17 protein-coding genes and 2 pseudogenes are annotated in these 17488 nt (G+C 68.7%); 6 read left to right on the plus strand and 13 right to left on the minus strand.

From position 1 onward, the window contains the following. Positions 1–24 precede the first annotated feature (24 nt). From istB to GQF42_RS00760, 12 genes and pseudogenes are all read right to left on the minus strand, one after another. Positions 25–798, minus strand: a complete 774-nt coding sequence (istB, locus tag GQF42_RS00705; RefSeq protein ID WP_158916748.1) for an IS21-like element helper ATPase IstB — start codon at positions 796–798, stop codon at positions 25–27. Next, the gene (gene istA / locus GQF42_RS00710; protein ID WP_158916751.1) at positions 795–2216 is read right to left on the minus strand and encodes an IS21 family transposase; all 1422 of its coding nucleotides are present in this window, start codon (positions 2214–2216) and stop codon (positions 795–797) included. The genes istB and istA overlap by 4 nt, the downstream gene beginning before the upstream one ends. Positions 2217–2374: 158 nt before the next feature. Continuing rightward, positions 2375–2568, minus strand: a pseudogene (locus tag GQF42_RS00715) (helix-turn-helix domain-containing protein); the annotation flags it as partial. After that, the gene (locus tag GQF42_RS00720) at positions 2565–3743 is read right to left on the minus strand and encodes a Cmx/CmrA family chloramphenicol efflux MFS transporter (protein ID WP_158916753.1); all 1179 of its coding nucleotides are present in this window, start codon (positions 3741–3743) and stop codon (positions 2565–2567) included. The pseudogene GQF42_RS00715 and the gene GQF42_RS00720, both read right to left, overlap by 4 nt. Positions 3744–4127: 384 nt before the next feature. Continuing rightward, a complete protein-coding gene (locus GQF42_RS00725) occupies positions 4128–5390 on the minus strand; it encodes an IS701 family transposase (RefSeq protein WP_199272529.1) in 1263 nt (420 codons plus the stop codon). A 246-nt stretch (positions 5391–5636) separates the two neighbouring features. Continuing rightward, entirely contained in the window at positions 5637–6878 is a 1242-nt protein-coding gene (locus GQF42_RS00730; protein ID WP_456115193.1) for an IS701 family transposase, read from the minus strand. A gap of 102 nt (positions 6879–6980) precedes the next feature. Further along, positions 6981–7151 (minus strand): hypothetical protein, encoded by a 171-nt coding sequence (locus tag GQF42_RS00735; protein WP_158916757.1) that lies wholly within the window; start codon positions 7149–7151, stop codon positions 6981–6983. 47 nt (positions 7152–7198) lie between these two features. Beyond that, positions 7199–7798, minus strand: coding sequence for a lysozyme family protein (locus GQF42_RS00740; RefSeq protein WP_158916759.1), 600 nt, complete (start codon positions 7796–7798; stop codon positions 7199–7201). 237 nt (positions 7799–8035) lie between these two features. Further along, on the minus strand, positions 8036–8428 hold the full coding sequence (locus GQF42_RS00745; protein WP_158916761.1) for a VOC family protein: 393 nt from the start codon (positions 8426–8428) through the stop codon (positions 8036–8038). Between the two features lie 53 nt (positions 8429–8481). After that, positions 8482–8616, minus strand: coding sequence for a hypothetical protein (locus GQF42_RS46805; protein ID WP_267906111.1), 135 nt, complete (start codon positions 8614–8616; stop codon positions 8482–8484). 288 nt (positions 8617–8904) lie between these two features. Next, positions 8905–9582, minus strand: coding sequence for a response regulator transcription factor (locus tag GQF42_RS00755; protein WP_158916763.1), 678 nt, complete (start codon positions 9580–9582; stop codon positions 8905–8907). Then, positions 9579–10730: a sensor histidine kinase gene (locus tag GQF42_RS00760; RefSeq protein WP_199272530.1), complete on the minus strand. Its 1152-nt coding sequence runs from the start codon at positions 10728–10730 to the stop codon at positions 9579–9581. Before GQF42_RS00760 ends, GQF42_RS00755 begins: the two co-directional genes overlap by 4 nt. 175 nt (positions 10731–10905) lie before the next feature. Here GQF42_RS00760 and GQF42_RS00765 point away from each other — a divergent pair, with 175 nt between their 5' ends. From GQF42_RS00765 to GQF42_RS00780, 4 genes are read left to right on the plus strand one after another with little or no spacing between them, the layout of a single operon-like run. Continuing rightward, positions 10906–11610 carry a hypothetical protein gene (locus GQF42_RS00765; RefSeq protein ID WP_199272531.1) on the plus strand — a complete coding sequence of 235 codons (705 nt, stop codon included), beginning with the start codon at positions 10906–10908 and terminating at the stop codon, positions 11608–11610. Then, entirely contained in the window at positions 11607–12419 is an 813-nt protein-coding gene (locus GQF42_RS00770; protein WP_158916769.1) for a hypothetical protein, read from the plus strand. Before GQF42_RS00765 ends, GQF42_RS00770 begins: the two co-directional genes overlap by 4 nt. Further along, positions 12416–13339: an ABC transporter ATP-binding protein gene (locus GQF42_RS00775; RefSeq protein WP_158916771.1), complete on the plus strand. Its 924-nt coding sequence runs from the start codon at positions 12416–12418 to the stop codon at positions 13337–13339. The genes GQF42_RS00770 and GQF42_RS00775 overlap by 4 nt, the downstream gene beginning before the upstream one ends. Positions 13340–13371: 32 nt before the next feature. Further along, positions 13372–13533, plus strand: coding sequence for a hypothetical protein (locus tag GQF42_RS00780; RefSeq protein WP_158916773.1), 162 nt, complete (start codon positions 13372–13374; stop codon positions 13531–13533). Positions 13534–13909: 376 nt separating this feature from the next. Here GQF42_RS00780 and GQF42_RS00785 read toward each other — a convergent pair whose 3' ends face one another. Beyond that, positions 13910–15187 carry an IS701 family transposase gene (locus GQF42_RS00785; protein ID WP_158916775.1) on the minus strand — a complete coding sequence of 426 codons (1278 nt, stop codon included), beginning with the start codon at positions 15185–15187 and terminating at the stop codon, positions 13910–13912. Between the two features lie 52 nt (positions 15188–15239). Between GQF42_RS00785 and GQF42_RS47475 the strand changes: the two are divergent. Both GQF42_RS47475 and GQF42_RS00795 read left to right on the plus strand, forming a co-directional pair. Continuing rightward, positions 15240–15972: pseudogene (locus GQF42_RS47475) on the plus strand (pentapeptide repeat-containing protein); the annotation flags it as partial. Positions 15973–16310: 338 nt separating this feature from the next. Then, positions 16311–17396: a hypothetical protein gene (locus GQF42_RS00795; RefSeq protein WP_158916777.1), complete on the plus strand. Its 1086-nt coding sequence runs from the start codon at positions 16311–16313 to the stop codon at positions 17394–17396. Positions 17397–17488 lie beyond the last annotated feature (92 nt).

Raw genomic sequence — 17488 nt, forward strand, 5'->3', positions numbered from 1 at the left:
GCCGTGTGGGGTGAAGCGGCAGGTTCAGGCGGTCGCTGCGTCGCCGCCGTCGATGGCGAACAGCTTGTTCTTCAGCCGGTAGCTGTTGCCGTTGATGGAGACGACCTCGCAGTGGTGCAGGAGACGGTCGAGGATGGCGGTGGCGAGGACCTCGTCTCCGAACACCTGTCCCCACTCTCCGAAGGTCTTGTTCGAGGTGAGGATGATCGAGCCCTTCTCGTATCGCTTCGAGATCAGCTGGAAGACGAGGTTGGCCTCGTCCCGGTCGAGTGGGAGATAGCCCACCTCGTCGACCACGAGAACGTCGGGCCGCTGATACTGCCGCATCCTGGCGGGCAGCCGGCCGATCCGGTCGGCCTCTTTGAGCTGCCGGACCATGTCGTCGAGGCTGGTGAAGTAGATGGTGAACCCGGCCCGGCAAGCCGCGACGGCCAGCCCCACCGCGATGTGGGTCTTTCCGACCCCGGGCGGTCCCAGCAGGGCGACGTTGGTCCTGGTTTCGACGAAGGCCAAGGTGGCCAGGTCGCGGATCTTGCGGGGGTCGAGTTCCGGCTGGAACGAGAAGTCGTAGTCCTCAAGCGTCTTGTGGTGCGGCAGCCGGGACAGCCGCAGGCCGGTGTGGAAGCGGCGGTCGTCCCGGACGGCCAGTTCTTCGGACAGGGCCAGGTCGAGGAAGTCGAGGTAGCCCATCTTGCCGGCGTCCGCGCGCTGGATCAGGTGGTCGAGACTGGCCGCCGTGTGGGGCAGGCCGAGCTTGGCGGCGGTGGATCGCAGTCGGGCGGTGACCAGTTCGCTCACGCGGTGTCCTTCGAGTCCGAAACGATGCGGGGACGGGGCTTGGGACCGGTGCCGGCGATGTCGTCGTAGAACGACAACGGACGTTTGCCGACAGGAACTTGGGCAGCTGGTGACTGTTTGATCAGTTCTTGGAGTGGGCTGTCCGACGCGGTCGCCGTCCCGGACCGGCGAGCCGGTTCGGTGACGTGTGTGGTGGTGCGGCGGCCGGATCCGTCGGGCAGGCCGTTCCAGTGGGCGTCGTCGACGACCCAGGCGCCGCGGGTGTGCGACCGGGGATGAACGGCCAGCAGGGTCGCCCCTGTCAGGTCCGGGGCCAGCAGGTGCAGGGAGATGCTGTCGCCGCCGGCACGGACCTCGACCAGCTGTCGGGGGCGGACGCGACGGGCGGGCACCGAGTAGAGGCTGGCCTCGAACGCGACCAGGCAGTCCTTGCCGACGTGCCGCAGGTGTCGGTCGGTGACCAGGTAAGGCCGGGACGGAAGCGGTCGCAGGGCGGCATGGTCGCGTTCGGCCCGCAGACCGATCACTTCATGGTGCGTGCGATGGGTTCGGGCCCGCCGCAGCGGCACCCAGTCGACGAAGGCGGCATCCATCTGCACCACCGAGTCGAACGACCGGCCCGCCAGCACGTGATCACGGACGATGGTCACCTGCCGCTCGACCCGGCCCTTTCCGGTGGGCCGATAGGCGGCCAGCACATCGATGTCGAAGTTGTAGTGCCCGGCGAACGCGACGGCTTCCGGATGCAGCGGGACCGCTTCGCCTGGGGCGACGTGTCGGCGCACGACGGTCTTGGTCCGGTCGTAGACGATCACCTTGGGGACCCCTCCGAAGTGGGCAAATGCCCGACGGTGGCAGTCCCAGAACGTCGCCAGGTCCATCGACGTGGTGAAGCAGCAAAACGGGTCCCGTGAGTAGGACAGGACCATGTGGAAGGAGTACACCTTCTTGATCCCGACGTGCGTGAGGACGCCGCCCTCGTCGCCCCAGTCGACCTGGGCCTGGGCGCCGGGGATCACCTCGAACCGGCGGTGCAGGCCATCGAGTTCGTCCGGGCCGATGCCCAGCTCGGCCATCACCTGCGGCCGAGCCTGCTGCAGATAGATCTTCACTCGCTGGTAGTTGCCGGTGAACCCATACTGGGCGACGAGCCGTTCGTGGATCACCGTGCCCTTCAGCGTGATGTCGGCCCGCAGCCAGGCGTCGATGACCGGTTTGAACGGCTCGATCACCTGCGGATTGCAGCCCTTGCGGGGCGGCCCTTTCGGCGGCACCACCGGCGGTGGCGCCTCGACATACTTCTTGACAGTCCGCCAGTTCAGCCCGGTCTCCCGGGCGATGGCGGAGATGCTCATCCCTGCTTCATGCAGGGCGCGAAACCGGCGCAGATCCATCCAACGCTCCGAGTGCAGGATCATCGAGACGGGACACCCTTCGCCTCCTCTCACCTCGCGCGATGGCTGTCCCGCACCCGAAGGCCCTACTCACGACACGCGTACGACACGCCCAAGATCAACCCGATCGAGTGTGTACGTGAGCTCGTACCTACCTCTGCACATCAACATGTACGCGGACACGGTGAAGAGTGCGGGACGCTCAAACGGTCCTGCAGCCCGGCTTCGCCATACTTGTCGTAGCGGTTCTTCCATTTGGACAGGCAGGCGCGGGAGAGCCGGCCTCGGCGGCGACGTGGGCGATCGGACGGGTGCGGCAGCGTTCGATGAGCCTTCGGCGTCCCTCGACGTTCAAAGGGGCGTTCGCATGCGTCACTGGAGCACCTCGGTGCTTCGGCCAGCCGCGATCACGGTGCGGAAGAGGAACGCAAGGAGCAGCGCAACGGCGACCAGGAATCCGCTCGACCACAGAGGCCCGAGGTTCCCGGCCGCGGTGCTGAGGGTGGTCGCGGCGATGAGAGGGCCGACGGCGGCGCCCACGTTGAGCGCCGCGGTCGCGCACGAGCCGGCCATGGTCGGGGCTCCCGCGGCTTCGTAAAGGACCCGCGTGATCAGGGTACTGCCCAGCGCGAAGGACAGGGCTCCCTGGATGAACACGAGGGCGAGCAGGGCGAGCGGCTTGTCGGCCAGCACGGCCAGGGCCGGCCAGCCGACGAGCAGCAGCGGGCCGCCGACCGCGATGACCGGGCCGGGGTGCTGGTCGGACAGCCGACCGGCGACCGTGACTCCGGCGAAGGAACCGATACCGAAGAGCACCAGGGCGACAGAGATCCACAGTTCACTGAGCCCGGCGGTGCCGGTCACGACGGGGGCGAGGAAAGTGAAGCCGGCGAAGGTGGCCGCGTTCACCAGCGCACCGAGCAGCATCACCAGGAGCAACCTACGCCGTGCCAGCTGGGCGAGTTCCGCTCGCAGGGCTGGTCCGCCAGGCATCCGTTCCTTCGCCCGTCCCGCTGGGATTCCCTTCAGGATGCCGAGAGCTGCAGGCAGGCAGAGAGCGGCGACAGCCCAGAATGTGGCACGCCAGCCGAGCAGCGTGCCGAGCACCGACCCACCCGGGACACCGGCAATCGTGGCGGTCGTCGTGCCTGACAGCAGCACGGCCAGCGCACGCCCCTTCTTGTCAGGCGAGACCAGGGTGGTGGCAGCCGCCAAAGCGACGGCGAGGAACCCCGCGTTTGCGAGCGCGGCGACGAACCGAGTGGCAAACAGGACCGGGAAGCTGGTGGTGATGGCGCCCACGGCGTGGGCTGCCGCGAAAGCGAGGATGAACCCGAGCAGGCTGGAGCGCCTGGACCACCTACGGGCAAGTGCGGCCACAAGAGGGGCACCGACGATCATGCCGATTGCGAAGGCCGAGGTGAGCACGCCTGCTGTCCCGACAGTGACGTTGAGATCGGAGGCGATGTCCGGCAAAAGGCCGGCGAGCATGAACTCCGAGGTGCCCATGGCGAAGACGGCCACGGCAAGCAGATACAGCGGAAGAGACATCGAGTGGCTCCGGGGCGAGGAGAAGCACGACAAGGTCATCTCGTCACCGCGGCCAGCCCTCAAGGGCGCCCTCGTTACACCGCAGAACGCGGCGCGACGGCACGTCTAGGAGCTCAGTGGTTCAGGGGGCTGACGGCATGTGACCGAAAGCCCCCACCCTGTCTGACTCAGGACTCGACATGACCTGCACGCTACCCGACCACTGTCCGTCGAGGCACCTTGGTTTCATCGATGTTGGCCTGTGTCACCAACGTCATATCCCGCAACATCTAGTAGTGCTTGGTCAGGTTGGTATCGGTTCTGGCGTGTCGCGGTGACAGGTAGGGCAGGCGCCGGTCCAGACCGCGAGGAGTAGCTGCAGTTCGCGGGCGACCTGGTAGAGGCTCAGGCCGGCGCCGTCTCTTTTGGGGACCGGGTCAGTCGCTGGAGGGTGCAGAAGGCGTGTGCGACGGAGACGAGGGTGACGTGGTGGTGCCAGCCTCTCCAGGTGCGCCCTTCGAAGTGGGCCAGGCCCAGGGTCTGTTTCATCTCGCGGTAGTCGTGCTCGATCCTCCAGCGCAGCTTCGCGGTGCGCACGAGGGTGGCCAGCGCCGTGTCGGCGGGCAGGTTGGAGAGCCAGAACTGCACGGGTTCGGGCTGGTTGGCGGGCCATTCGGCCAGCAGCCAGCGCACGGGCAGTTCGGGTCCGGCGGTGCTCTTGCGGATCTCGCGTCCGGCGGGCCGGATCCGCAGGGCCACGAACCGTGAGTACATCCGCTTCAGACCGCTGCGGCCGCTGCCCGCGCGGGAGCCTTCCCGCCACTGCACCGGCCGGGCCGCCTGTTTCCCAGCCTCAATGACCAGCTTCTTCACCGTCTGGGCCGGCTCGGGGTAGGCAGGCTGGGGCCTTGGGCCGCGACCGCAGTAGGGCGGGGTGTGCGGCCGTGCTGTTTCCGGCTGGGCGGTGGTCGTGGTGGAGATGCCCACTGCGTAACCGAGGCCGCGTTCTTCCAGGCCGAGGCGGAAGGCTGCGGTATCGCCGTAGCCGCCGTCGGCGACGACGAGCGGGACGTCGATGCCCCACGACCGTGTCTCGTCGATCATGTCCAGGGCCAGCTGCCACTTCTCCACGTGTCCGACGTCTTCGGGGATGCCGCACCTGGTGCGGCGGGCCACCCTGCCCGGATCGGCTTTGGGTGAGGCGGGATCCCAGCTCTCGGGCAGGAACAGACGCCAGTCGACAGCAGCCGACGCGTCGTCGGAGGCCAGGTACAGTGATACCCCGGCCTGGCAGTTGGTGACTTTGCCCGCGGTGCCGGTGTACTGCCGGGCCACGCACGCCGAGGCATCACCGTCCTTGAGGAAGCCGGTGTCATCCACGATGAACGCGGTCGGTTTGATCACCTGCTGCATCCGCCAGGCGAGGCGGGCGCGGACATGCGCTGCCTCCCATGGGCTGGTGGTGATGAAGTTCGCCAGGGCCTGCCGGTTGCCGTCCTCGCCCAGGCGGGCGGCCATCGGTTCCACCGACTTGCGCCGCCCGTCCAGCAGCAGGCCCCACAGATAGACCGTTCCCCACCGGCGCTGATCCGCCCGCGCGAACGGCTCGAACATCTCCGCCGCGAAGTCCTCCAGATCACACCGGACCGCGGCCAACTCCCCACCCATCACACCCCGTCAACGACGCACCCGATCAAACGGACACGCCACCGGCGAGTGAACCTGACCAAGCACTACTAGTACTCCAGCAGCACTTTGACGTTTTCCCTTTTCAGGGGCGGTTTGGGTGAGTGTAGTGGGCTGGTTGGCGGCCTGTGTTCTCTTTCCCGGGCCGCCCCTCGATCGTGTGCAGGCGCCGCTGATAGTGGCAGCGGCGAGCGACGGCTTGGCGTCGTCTGCGCCAATGTGACCATCTCAGTGCGCGTGCGCTGATGAGGGGCTGGTGAGCGGTGATGGGTGAGTGGCCAGTTGCCAGGAGCCGCCGAACTTCTGCCACGGTGAGGGGCGCGAGGCAGGAACCGTTTCTGCTGCCCCTTTTGCCGCGGCGTCGGCGGCCATCACGGCGAGGAAAGCATGCGCCAGCATGGCCAGGGTGATGTGTCGCATCCAGCCTGTGTAGCGGCGGACTTCGTACTGGTCGAGGCCGCATTCGTTCTTCGCGGCCTGGAAGGCTTCCTCGATGGCCCAGCGCACCCCGGCGACGCGGACCAGGTGCTCGACCGTGGTGCCCAGCGGGGCGTAGGCGAGGTAGTAGGCGATCTCCTCGGGTTTGTTGATGCTGCGGCGTGCCAGTGCCCACCGCTGGTGGGTGGGCATCTCGGTGTCGAAGTCTTCGATGGACGCGATCTGCAGGGCGGCCCAGTGGTAGACGCGCGGGCCCTTCGCGCCGTCACCGCACGAACGTCGCTCCCACGCCTCGTTGGGTGCCTGGGAGAAGAGGTGATCGATGCGTCCGAAGCGCGGCACCTGCTGGGACTTGGGGACCGCGAGCACATATCCCAGGCCGGTCTCCTCCAGCATGCGGCGCAGCCGACACTCCTGGCCGTAGGCCGAGTCCGCGGTCACCCAGGCGATCGGCAGCGGCGAGGCGATCGCCCGCAGCACCATGGCCTTGGCCAGGTCAGGCTTGGTGGCGAAGGCCCGCTCGTCAGGAATGTGGGCGGCGCGGCAGCGGTCGCGGTCGTCAGTCCAGGACTTGGGCAGATACAACTCCCGGTCCACCAGGGCGCGTCCGCGCGTGGTGGCGTAGGCGGCGAACACGCCGATCTGGCAGTTCTCGGTGCGGCCGGCGGTGCCGGAGTACTGGCGCTGCACGCCGGCCGAGGTAGTGCCTTTCTTGAGGAAGCCGGTGTCGTCGAGGATGAGAGTCCCGTCGGGCTCTCCGAGCCGTTCGGCCACGTAGTGCTGCAGGTCGTCGCGGAGTTCATCGGCGTCCCAGCGGGCGCCGTTGAGGAGCCGCTGGAGGCGGTCGGGTGTGCGGTGTCCGGCGTATTCGGCCAGCTGCCAGCCGTTCTTGCGGCCGACCGGGCCCAGCAGTCCACGGATGTAGTCACGCATCCTGCGACGCGGCTCGACACGCCTGAAGCGGTGGCCGGTACGCAGGAAGAGTTCCTCGAGCTCGTCGTTCCAGATCTCAACTGCACGCTCGTCGATCACGCCGGGAGGCTGCCCGCGCCGCTGCCACTATCAGCGGCGCCTGCACACGATCGAGGGGCGGCCCGGGAAAGAGAACACAGGCCGCCAACCAGCCCACTACACTCACCCAAACCGCCCCTGAACAGGGAAAACGTCAAAGTGCTGCTGGAGTACTAGCTTGTCGGCCACCATTTGCAGGGCGACCGTCTCGTTCGGGTAGTCGTCGCGGACCTCGGCGACCATACGCACCGCACGACGGCGCAGCTCAAGCGGGTAACGGGAGGGTCGTGCCATGACTCGATCCTTTCATGAAATCGAGTCCCTATTCGAACCGGGGCGGTTCACTCGGCCGGGGGCTCGCTTGGCGTTGCGCTGTCCGCCAGGGCCTTGGCCGCCTGGCTCCTGTGGGCGCGGAACCGGCGCAGGTATGACCGTGCCATAGGGCCCGGGGGGACGCCCCGGGCAAAGGCCCGCATGTTGCGCTCGCCAGTGTTGTAGCCCAAGGCGAGAAGTTCGTCGCGGGTGTAGCGGGGCGCATGCCGCTGCGGAAGGCTCCGGTCGAGATCCTTCAGGTACAAGACGGCGGCGCGGATGGCGAAGGCGGGATCGTCGCGAAGGTCCTGCCACCTCCCGGACAAGCCGTGCATCCGTCGCACCCGCTCGAACGCCGCCCGGTGCATGTTGGCCACGCCGAAAGACGCCCCGGGCTTCCACCACTGCCACAGCCGCTCGAGGAACGGATGGTGCGGCTTGTACGCCTCGTTGTGGAGCACGGTCATGACCAGCAGAGGCGACACGCTCGCCTCCCCGGCGCTGCGGGCTACGAAGGCGGCGTAGTCGGCCGGATCGTAGCCGCCGGGCAGCAACGGTGGAGTCCGCACGTCGCTGGGGTCTACCTCGCAGAGCCGTTGCTTTCCCGCCGCGGTCGATCTCTCGGCCATCTCCACACACCTTTTCCTGGCCGTCCAGCCGCCTTGTGGGCGGCCGGCAGCGGTCCATTACTCGTCAGTTCGCGTGCTTGCGTGGCCTCATCGGCAATCCGGGTGCGCAGGACATGCCCTCCAACCCAAGTCCTCCCCGACGCCCTGCCCCGCAACGGTAGCCGGTGCGGCTGCATCAGGCCGTGCCGGTCTTCGGGTGCTGGAGTCGATCGGCCGAGGTCGCGGATGCGCGGTAATTCAGCCCTGCTTGGGCGCAGTGATGGGCACCAAACGCAAGGTGAAAGGGTGGCCTGCTGGGTCGGCGTATCTGCGTTCCTCGTACGGCCCCGCTGGGTCTTTGGTCTCGATTGGTCGGCCTCCGAGACCCACCACCCGCCGCTCGGCCTCGTCCATGTGCTCGACGAGGAAGACCAAGTGGGCCTGGAGGGAGTTCTCCGGGCGGGGCCAGCTGGGCAAGGTAGCGTTCACATCGCGGCGGAAGGCCAGCCGGATACCGCCAGCGCCACGGATCTCCACAAGGTTGGCCGAGGCATCCGTCTGCTCGCCCTCCAGGAACTCCTTGTAGAACACGGAGAGTCGCTCAGGCTCAGCGCAGTCAAGGACCACGACGCCCGCCTTCACCAATGTCATGCTTCCTCCCGCGTGGGATGACCTGCTTCTACGGATATCCCCCGCTGCCGGATTCAGTCGGCGGATGGCAGCGCGAGTCCCGGCGCGGTAGATGCGAGGTGGAGAGCGGGGCGGGGTGCACGGACGCAGGACACCTGTTCGGCGGCGGTGCGCAGGGTGAGGGCGGCGACCGTCTCCGTGATCCGCATGTCGTCGTCCGAGTCACCCAGGGGCAGGGTCGTCCGGGGCGCAGCTCCAGGCTCGGTCGCCGAGAGGCGTTTCTCCAGGTTCCGGGGCCACCACGCCCACGGATTCCACCAGAGCGGGCCCCGTCGTAAGTGGGCGTTTAACACTGGTTCGCGATGGGCATTTCGACCCGTTTTGCCGTATTCGCCGCTAGCGCGCAACGAAGTCTGTGCCGTTGGGCTTCCCTGGTGACACCACTCAGTGCCTGCGATGTCTCGTCGGGACCCATGCCGAACCCTGCGCTGGTGCTATCAGGTGTCGTTCCATTGTTCTGCGTCGCCCGGCATGAGGTGGGATTCCCAGGCCCAGGCGGTGATCTCGCTGCGGTTGCGGGCTCCGAGTTTGTTCTGGATCGCGGCGAGGTGGCCCTTCACGGTGCTGACGGAGATGAAGAGGGCGGCGGCGATCTCCTGGTTGGTGCGGCCCCGGGCGACGGCGCGGATGACGTCGGTTTCCCGGTCGGTGAGCGGGGGTTCGGGCTGGAGGGCGGGGGGGGTCTTGATGGGGGTGAGGTTGCGAAGCAGGCGCAGGGTGATCGACGGGGAGATCAGGGCGTCCCCGGCGTTGGCAGCCCGCACGGCGGCGGCGAACAGGGTGGGGTCGCCGTCCTTGAGGACGAATCCGAGGGCTCCGGCCTGGAGGGCGCCGTAGACGTATTCGTCGAGTCCGAAGGTGGTGACGATGACGACCCGGAGTGGGTCGGCGATGCCCGGGCCGGCGAGTCCGCGGGTGACGTCGATGCCGTCCAGGCGGGGCATCCGGATGTCGATGAGGCAGACGTCGGGCCGCAGTCGGCGGGCCAGGGCGACGGCCTCGGCACCGTCGCGTGCTTCCGCGACGACGGTGATGTCGGGTTCGTCCTCCAGGATGAGGCGCAGGCTGGTGCGGATCATGGCCTGGTCGTCGGCGACCAGCACGCTGATGCTCATCGGCGGTCTCCGGCGCGCAGGGGCAGGGTGGCCCGTACCGACCAGCCGGTGCCGGGCCGCGGACCGGCGTTGAGCGTACCGCCCAGTGCCTCGATGCGCTCGCGCATGCCGACCAGGCCGTAGCCGCCACGCGGGGAAGCGCGGATCGGGGGGTGCGGCGGAGCATCGTTGCCGATCTCGACGGTGATGTCCGTGCTGTCCTGGGAGATGGTGACGGTGGCCGCGCGGGCGCCGCGGGCATGGCGGGCGATGTTGGTCAGGGATTCCTGGACGACCCGGTACACGGTGGTGGTGACCACGGGCGGCCAGGTCGGCGCCCCAGGAGGCAGTCGGAGATCGACGGCCGGTCCGTGCTCTTCGAAACGGCGGACCAGGTCGATGAGTTGCTCCGGTCCCGCGGTGACGGCGGCGCCGTCCTCCGCGTCGCGGAGCAGGGCGACTACCCGTCGCATGGCGTCCATGGCGTCGGTGCCCGAGCGCTCGATGTCCGCCAGGGCGGCGCCGAGGTGGTCGGGCTGCTTGCGGAGCATGATCTGGGCGGCGTGGGTGTGCATCACGATGCCGGAGACGTGGTGGGCGACGACATCGTGCAACTCCCGTGCCAGGGCCAGGCGTTCGTCTCGCCGCACCGCCTCGACGGTGGCCTGGCGGCGATGCTCCAGGAAGCGCAGGACGAGCCCCGTACCGAGGCCGACCAACCAGCCCTGGACGCCAATGTGGAACGAGCCGACGGCAGTTGAGGTGGTCGCGAGCCGGCCGAGTGTCGTGACCGCGAGTCCGGCGGCGGCAACCACCACGGCTCGCCCGAGCGGCAGCACCCGGACGGCCGAGCCGGCGAGGACGGCCAACGCCAAGGACGCGGCAACGCCGGGCTGGCCGGTCAGGTACCCCCTGCTGGAGGCGAGGACGTCGGCAGCCGCGACAACCAGGCCAACGGCCACGGCGACCAACCGGTCGCGCTCCCGCAGCAGCGCAACGGCGCACACCACCGCACCGGTACCGCAGTCGAGCAACCAGTCCCGACGGCCCGCGTCGGCACGCTGGTATGCCGTCGCGGCCAACACCGCCGCGAAGGCGAGCCCCAGCAGGACGTTGGTTCGTCTGGCGGCCAGTGCACCCAGTGCGGCCAGCCGTTCCGTCACACTCACGGCGCTCAGACTACGGAACCGGTCACGGCCGCTGTACCGGCCAAAAGGACCGCTCCGATCCGCCCGATCAGTACTTTTGGCCGGTACGGGACACGGTCGGCGTGAGCAGGCTTGACGGCATGCAACGAGACCTCGACACACCTCGCGGCGACGCCGGGCCCGAACGAGCCGGCAGGTGGACGTGAACCGGACCACCTGGGCCCGCCTCCGATTGGAGCTGCGGGTCATCGGCATCGCCCCGCCGGTGACGGCACTGGCGGCAACGCTGGGCGGCGCGATCCTGGTGATCGTCATGCACGCCACCGGGGCCAGCGCGGAGCACCTCAACATCGCCGCCGGCGCGGTCCTGGCGGGCTTCGCCCCGCTCGGCACCGCCGTCGCGGCCTCCTCGATCGTGGGGCGTGATTCCGGCGCCGAGCTGGTCATGACCACCACAGTCTACCGCCGGGTGTTGTTCCTGCGTGTCGGCCTGGTGGTGGTCCCAGCGGCCCTGGTCACGCTGGTGGACGCCGTCGTGTTCCGCGCCTTGAACGCCTGGCCCGAGGGGCAGGGCACGGACGGTTACGTCCTGGTGTGGGCCCCGCCGATGCTCTGGCTGGTCACACTGGCGATGCTCACCGCGATCGGCCTGCGCAGCTCGGGCGCCGCAAGCGGCCTGATCGGGGGCCTCTGGCTAGCCCAGGAGCTGATGGGGCCCGCCATCCGGGACAACACGGTGCTGCGGACGCAGTACATGTTCATGGGCGTCGCCGCCAAGGTCCCGGCGCACGAATGGACCGTCAACCGAATCGCCCTGCCCGCCGTCGGCGTCGTCGCCGTGATCGCGGCCGGCCTGCTACTGGGGCATCCCGAACGATTTGTGGGGAGCGACACCGCATGACCACCGTCCTTCAGCGAACCGCCCCGCCGACGGCAGCTCGCGGCTGGTGGGCGAAGACCGTCGCGGCCGCCCGCTACGAGTACCTGATGCAGGTGCGCCGCCCGGCGGTCTGGGTGGTCGTGATCGGGCTGATCGGGCTGCGCTGCGCAACGCTCTTCCCGCCCGGCTTCACCAGCACGACGGACCACGCCACGCTGGTCGCGGACTGGGCGAACAACTTCAGCCAGCTGTGCCCGATCGGCGTCGGCGCCGTCCTCGCCGACCGCGTCCGGCGGGAGTCCCGGCTGGAGCTGGACGACCTCCTGACCTCGACGCCCACCGGCATCGGCCCGCGCCTGTGGGGCAAGGCCATCGGCGCCGGCGCGGCGACCATCACACCGGTCGCCGTCGCCTGGGTGGGCCTGCTCGGCTACCTGACCGCCCAGCGCGGGGCCGGGGTGATCCCGGTCGGCCTCGCGGCGTTCGCCGCCATCATCCTTCCCGGGCTGGTCTTCATCTCGGCCTGCTCGGTCACCATCCCGTACCTGACCGGGCCCGTGCTGTACCGGATCGGTCTGTTCGGCTACTGGATCTGGGGAAACATGGTCGGCCCGCGCTACGGGATCCCCACCCCCGCCGGCACACCCTTCGAAGCCATCGGCGAATACCCGTCCGGTGCCTGGTTCCACGGCTTCCTGCTCGACGCCAGGCAGCGTGGAATCACCCCGACCGGCGGCGAGGCCGTCCTCAGCATCGCCTTCCTGCTGCTCATGGCGCTCGCCGCCCTCGTGATTACCCAGCTCGTGCTCACCAAGAGGAGCCCGTCATGACCGCGCCCAACGTGACCATCACCGATCTGACCGTCACCTTCCGGCGCGGCGAGGTCCGCGCCCTCGACGGCATCAATCTCCGCCTGCCCGTTGGCATGGTCGGTCTGCTCGGCCCCAACGGAGCCGGCAAGACCACCTTCATGCGGGTCCTGACCGGGGTGCTGCTGCCGACCTCGGGCACGGTCGCGGTGGACGGCACCGAGCTCACGTCGCGCAGCCAGCGCCGAGAGGTCAAAGCCACCACCGGCTACCTCCCCCAGGAGCTCGGCCTGTACGCGGACCTGACGGCCAGCCAGTTCCTCGACTACATGGCGCTGCTCAAGGGCATCACCGACCGGCGCGCCCGCCGCGCCCGTGTCAAGGAGGTCCTCGAACTGGTCTCGCTCAGCGATGTCGCCAACCGGAAGGTGAAGGGCTACTCGGGCGGCATGAAGCGCCGCGTGGGCATCGCCCAGGCCATCCTGAACGACCCCCGGCTGCTGATCGTCGACGAACCCACCGTGGGACTGGACCCCGAGGAGCGGCTGCGGTTCCGCAGCCTGCTCGCCAGGCTGGCCGGCGACCGGACGGTGCTGCTCTCCACCCACATCGTCGACGACATCGTGCAGACCTGCCCGAACGTCGTGGTGATCGAGCGCGGGCACGTCGCCTTCCAGGGCGCCATCGGCGACCTCGCCACCCGCGCCGAGGACATGGTGTGGCACCTCACCCAGCCGGCCACCGCCCCGGCGCCGACGCTGCCCACGGTCAACGTCGCCCCGAGCATCACCGGCACCACCTACCGGGTCATCAGCTCCGGCGCCCCGGCCCCGGACGCGGAGAGCGTCAGTGCCACCGTCGAGGACGGCTACATCGCCCTGATGCACGACACCGCCCCGGAGCGGACCCAGCAGCCCGGCCCCGACCTGCGCGTCGTCTGACTCTCGCCCCACCGACACCCCAGGAGCAGAAGATGCACCACCACCCGCTCGCCGCCGTCCTGGCCGTCGCCAACATCACCGGCTTCCACCCCGGCCCCGCCTACTTCGTGTTCTGGGCCCTCGTCATCGCCGCCATCATCGGCGCCCCCATCTACGTCGTCCGCCTGGTGCGCAACCGCCACCAACGTCGTTGAACACCGCCCGAGCACACGGCGATTGGCGCCTCCCGCGGCGCTCGGGTGGACCTTGCCCTCAGGGGAAGCCCGTTGGTGATGCGAGGCGGCCAACCGACCCCAAACCAGGCGTCCACGTCCCCGCCCAGCCGCTCGCCCTACGCACCCATGTCGCTACTCTTTGGAAACATTCCAGGTCAGAACAACCTGGTTGTGCATATCTACTGGCACCACTCGAACATGGCCCTGGAGACTACGGCAGCGCCACAGACCCATGGTCCTCCAGACAGGCCCTAGTAGGACTCCGTTAGGTTGCTCTGGCTCTTGGGTTGGGGCTGGTGGTGGCTGTTCTGGGCAGGGGGGCGGTGGCAGGTGGTGCAGGTGCCGGACCAGCAGTTCAGCAGGTCCTGGAGGGTGTCGAGGATCTGGTAGAGGGTGAGTCCGCTGTATCGGCTTTTGGGGCCAGCCGCTGTTCGGTGAGGAACGCGTGGGCGGCGGTGACGAGGGTGACGTGGTGATGCCACCCGTTCCAGGAGCGGCCCTCGAAGTGGTCCAGGCCGAGGCCGTGCTTGAGTTCGCGGTAGTCGTGCTCGATGCGCCAGCGGATCTTGGCCAGGCGGACCAGTTCGGCCGGCGTGATATCGGCGGGCAGGTTGGACAGCCAGTAGTCGGTGGGCGCTTCGGCGCCTTCGGGCCATTCGACCAGCAGCGTCACTTCGGGCAGGACACCGTCCCAGCGGCCGTGCTCGGCGGTGGCGGCGGCCCGGGCCAGACGACAGGCCCGGACGCCGGCCGGCCGCACCCGCAGCGCCAGGAAGTGCGAGCGCATCGGTCCGCCGGAGCCTTCCCGCCAGGTGACCTCGGTGAACGCCTGCCGTCCGTGGCCGGCCGCCAGCGCGGCCACCGGGAACGGCTTGTCCCGGTAGCGCGGCTGCGGCTTGGGACCGTTGCCGGACCAGGGCGGAGCGACCGGCTCGGCGTCGTGCGGGTGGACGGTCACATCCGAGCGGACCGCGACGACATAGCCGATGCCCCGGCCGTCCAGGCCGTCGCGGAAGTCGGCGTTCTGCCCGTAGCCCGCGTCGGCCACTACCACCGGCGGCACCAGCCCCCACCCGGCCAGCTCATCGATACTGTCCAGGGCCAGGCGCCACTTCTCCCGGTGCCCGACCTCCTGCGGTATCCCGGTCTTGTGCCGCCGTTCCGGATCGTCCGCCCACTCCTGGGGCACGAACATGCGCCACTGCAGCGGACAGGACGCGGTATCGGAGACCGCGTGCACGCTCACCGCGACCTGGCAGTTGGCCCGCTTGCCCAGCGCCCCGCAGTACTGGCGCGCGACAGCCACCGACATCTTCCCGTCCTTCGGGAACGACACATCATCGACCGCCCAGGCATCCGGCTCGATCAGCGGCACCATCCGCTGGGCGATCCGCCGCCGCACCGGGACCGGATCCCAGGTCGACTGGTTCACGAACTGCTGCAGGTTCTGCTCATTGCCGTCCGGCAGCCGCTCCGCCATCGGCTGGATCGACTTACGCCGCCCGTCCAGCATCAGTCCGCGCAGATAGCAGTCGCCCTTCGCCCGCTGATCCTTGCGCGGCACCGACGCGAACACATCCGCCACGAATAACGCCAACTCGGCCCGAGCACGATTCACTTCATGTGCATCCACACCCCTAACGTGCCCCCAAACAGGACCGCTAGGCAGACCTAACGGAGTCCTACTATCCGACTGCCTGTTCTCCGGGGCCTTCCACCTCGACCAGATTCGCCTGGAAGGCCGCACCACTTTCGCCCCCACGCCCACCGGATGGAATCGCCACCACCTGTGGCCGGCGCGCTGGACCCGCCGACGCACCCTCGCCGAGGAACACCACTGGCGCGCCCAGAGCGCCGGCCAGCCCGCACTCCCGACCCCGAGGACGTCGCCGCGCTCTATCGGCAGCTCCGCAAGGCGTTCGAGGACGGCAAGAACGAACCCGGCGCCGCGGACTTCTACTACGGCGAGTGTGAAATGCGCCGCCACGACCTGACCGGCACCCCGCCAGGGGAACGCCGCCTCCTGTGGGGGTACTGGCTGCTGTCCGGCTACGGCCTGCGCGCGTCTCGCGCGTTCGGCTGGCTGATCGCCGCCATGTCCCTGACCGTACTGCTGCTCATGGGTCTCGGCCTGCCCACTCACGACCCTGACCCCGCCACCACCGGAACCCTCCACGGCAGCAAGGTCAGTCTCCACACCAGCACCCCGACCCCACCCTGAGGGGAGGCTGGAGCGAACGCTTCACTGCGGCCCGCGCGGAGAAAGCCACCCGCGTCGCCATCAACTCGGTGGTCTTCCGCTCCTCCGGCCAGAACCTCACCACCGCCGGCACCTACATCGAGATGACTTCCCGCCTCCTCGAACCCACGCTCCTCGCCCTCGGCGCCCTCGCCATTCGCGGACGCATCAAACGATGACTGACCCGCCGCCGGTCAGCACCCTGAACAACCCCCAACCACTACGCACCCGCGCCGATACTTCCAACGGCTGTCACAGCCGAACGAGAGTCCTGGAAGCGGTTCGGCCGAACCACTTCCGATAACGTGCCTCACTTGCCGGCAAGTGGACCACTGCCCTGAACTGCGGGAATGAGTCTGCACCCCTAGATAATCCTCGCCCCCTTTGCCGCAGGCGCCTGACGATCCCATCAGCTGCCGTTCGGTTCGGCGTCCATCATCCGCCGGGCGCACGGCTGTTCGGATCTTCACAGCATCCCCTAGGATCCTCGTCTGTCTCCTACGCATCAGAGGGTTCCTTGAAGCCATGCCTTCGGCGGATAGCGCAGCTGTGCCTCGCCGCCGCGATCAGCCTCACTCCCCAGGCAGCACCTGCTGCTTCACAGACGGCGGCCGCCGCCCCGGCCCGCCCGGCGGCCATGGCCGGCAAGGGCGGGCTCGATCTGCTTGTGCAGGGCGCCAGCTGGGAGGTCCTGCAGACAGCCCGATACGCCAACGGCAAGTGGGCCCCGACCAAGCAGCTGTTCAAGAGCTGGTCCTTCTACGACTTCACCGACGTGGTGCAAAACGGCCGGCTGCGTCTGTTCATCGAGCAGCCCAGCGGCCGGGACGTCACCTTGGAGGAGACCACCCAGAAACCGGACGGCAGCTGGCCCGCCCCCACCCCGATGCACGGCCTGGCACCGGTGCCGGTGACCTCCAAGCCGACGCGGAACTACCTCGCGGCAGCCGTCGTAGGAACCCACGTGCACCTGGTGTACATCGACACCAACGGCCGCCTAATGCACACCATGGAGCAGTCCAACGGCACCTGGACCGCTCCCGACCAGGTGGCGCCGGGCGGCGCCTACCGCAACGACTGGTTCCAAAGCCTGTCGGCCGCCTCGGTCGGCGGAGGGCTGCAGGTGGCCGCGGTGGACCAGATCCACCGCACCGTACTGCACACCGCGCTCGGCGCGAACGGCAGGTGGACGCAGTGGAGCAACGTGCTGTCCTGGACCGGCACTCCCCGCCACTGGGGCATGCCGATCCAGGTGGCCATGGCCGGATTCGGCAGCAGCCTGCAGATGGTCGTGCTGACCAACGGCCAAATCGCGCAGTACCACACCGTCCGCAGCCCGAACGGGCACTGGAGCACCTGGGACGACATCAACGCGCGGGTGGACTTCAACCACGCTGGTTTCAACGGCACCGTGCTGAATGGGGTCACCGCCGTCAACGTGGCAGGAAACCTCCAGCTCGTTTTCGCCTCCGGCGATGACCGCGGCACGCTCTTCCACACCATGCGTTACGCCAACGGCGCGTGGACCCGAGCAACGCTGGTCCAGCACTACACGAACATGTCTGCCTGGCGGCCCGATGGAGTGGCTGGATCATCCGGCTGAGCTGCGGCCGGGGCACAAGCGCCCTTCGCGTGGTGCCGGGGGAATGCCCGGCACCGCTGCACCGCATCCGCCGACGGGCCTCGACCCCCTAT

It is taken from the genome of Streptomyces broussonetiae, from assembly GCF_009796285.1.
Lineage (GTDB): Bacteria > Actinomycetota > Actinomycetes > Streptomycetales > Streptomycetaceae > Streptomyces > Streptomyces broussonetiae.

Bases quoted from the DNA above. Each gene is read 5' to 3' on its own strand.
- istA (WP_158916751.1), bottom strand. From the start codon at position 2,216: ATGATCCTGCACTCGGAGCGTTGGATGGATCTGCGCCGGTTTCGCGCC.
- GQF42_RS00720 (WP_158916753.1), bottom strand. From the start codon at position 3,743: ATGTCTCTTCCGCTGTATCTGCTTGCCGTGGCCGTCTTCGCCATGGGC.
- GQF42_RS00725 (WP_199272529.1), bottom strand. From the start codon at position 5,390: ATGGGTGGGGAGTTGGCCGCGGTCCGGTGTGATCTGGAGGACTTCGCG.
- GQF42_RS00735 (WP_158916757.1), bottom strand. From the start codon at position 7,151: ATGGCACGACCCTCCCGTTACCCGCTTGAGCTGCGCCGTCGTGCGGTG.
- GQF42_RS00740 (WP_158916759.1), bottom strand. From the start codon at position 7,798: ATGGCCGAGAGATCGACCGCGGCGGGAAAGCAACGGCTCTGCGAGGTA.
- GQF42_RS00745 (WP_158916761.1), bottom strand. From the start codon at position 8,428: ATGACATTGGTGAAGGCGGGCGTCGTGGTCCTTGACTGCGCTGAGCCT.
- GQF42_RS46805 (WP_267906111.1), bottom strand. From the start codon at position 8,616: ATGCGGATCACGGAGACGGTCGCCGCCCTCACCCTGCGCACCGCCGCC.
- GQF42_RS00755 (WP_158916763.1), bottom strand. From the start codon at position 9,582: ATGAGCATCAGCGTGCTGGTCGCCGACGACCAGGCCATGATCCGCACC.
- GQF42_RS00770 (WP_158916769.1), top strand. From the start codon at position 11,607: ATGACCACCGTCCTTCAGCGAACCGCCCCGCCGACGGCAGCTCGCGGC.
- GQF42_RS00775 (WP_158916771.1), top strand. From the start codon at position 12,416: ATGACCGCGCCCAACGTGACCATCACCGATCTGACCGTCACCTTCCGG.
- GQF42_RS00780 (WP_158916773.1), top strand. From the start codon at position 13,372: ATGCACCACCACCCGCTCGCCGCCGTCCTGGCCGTCGCCAACATCACC.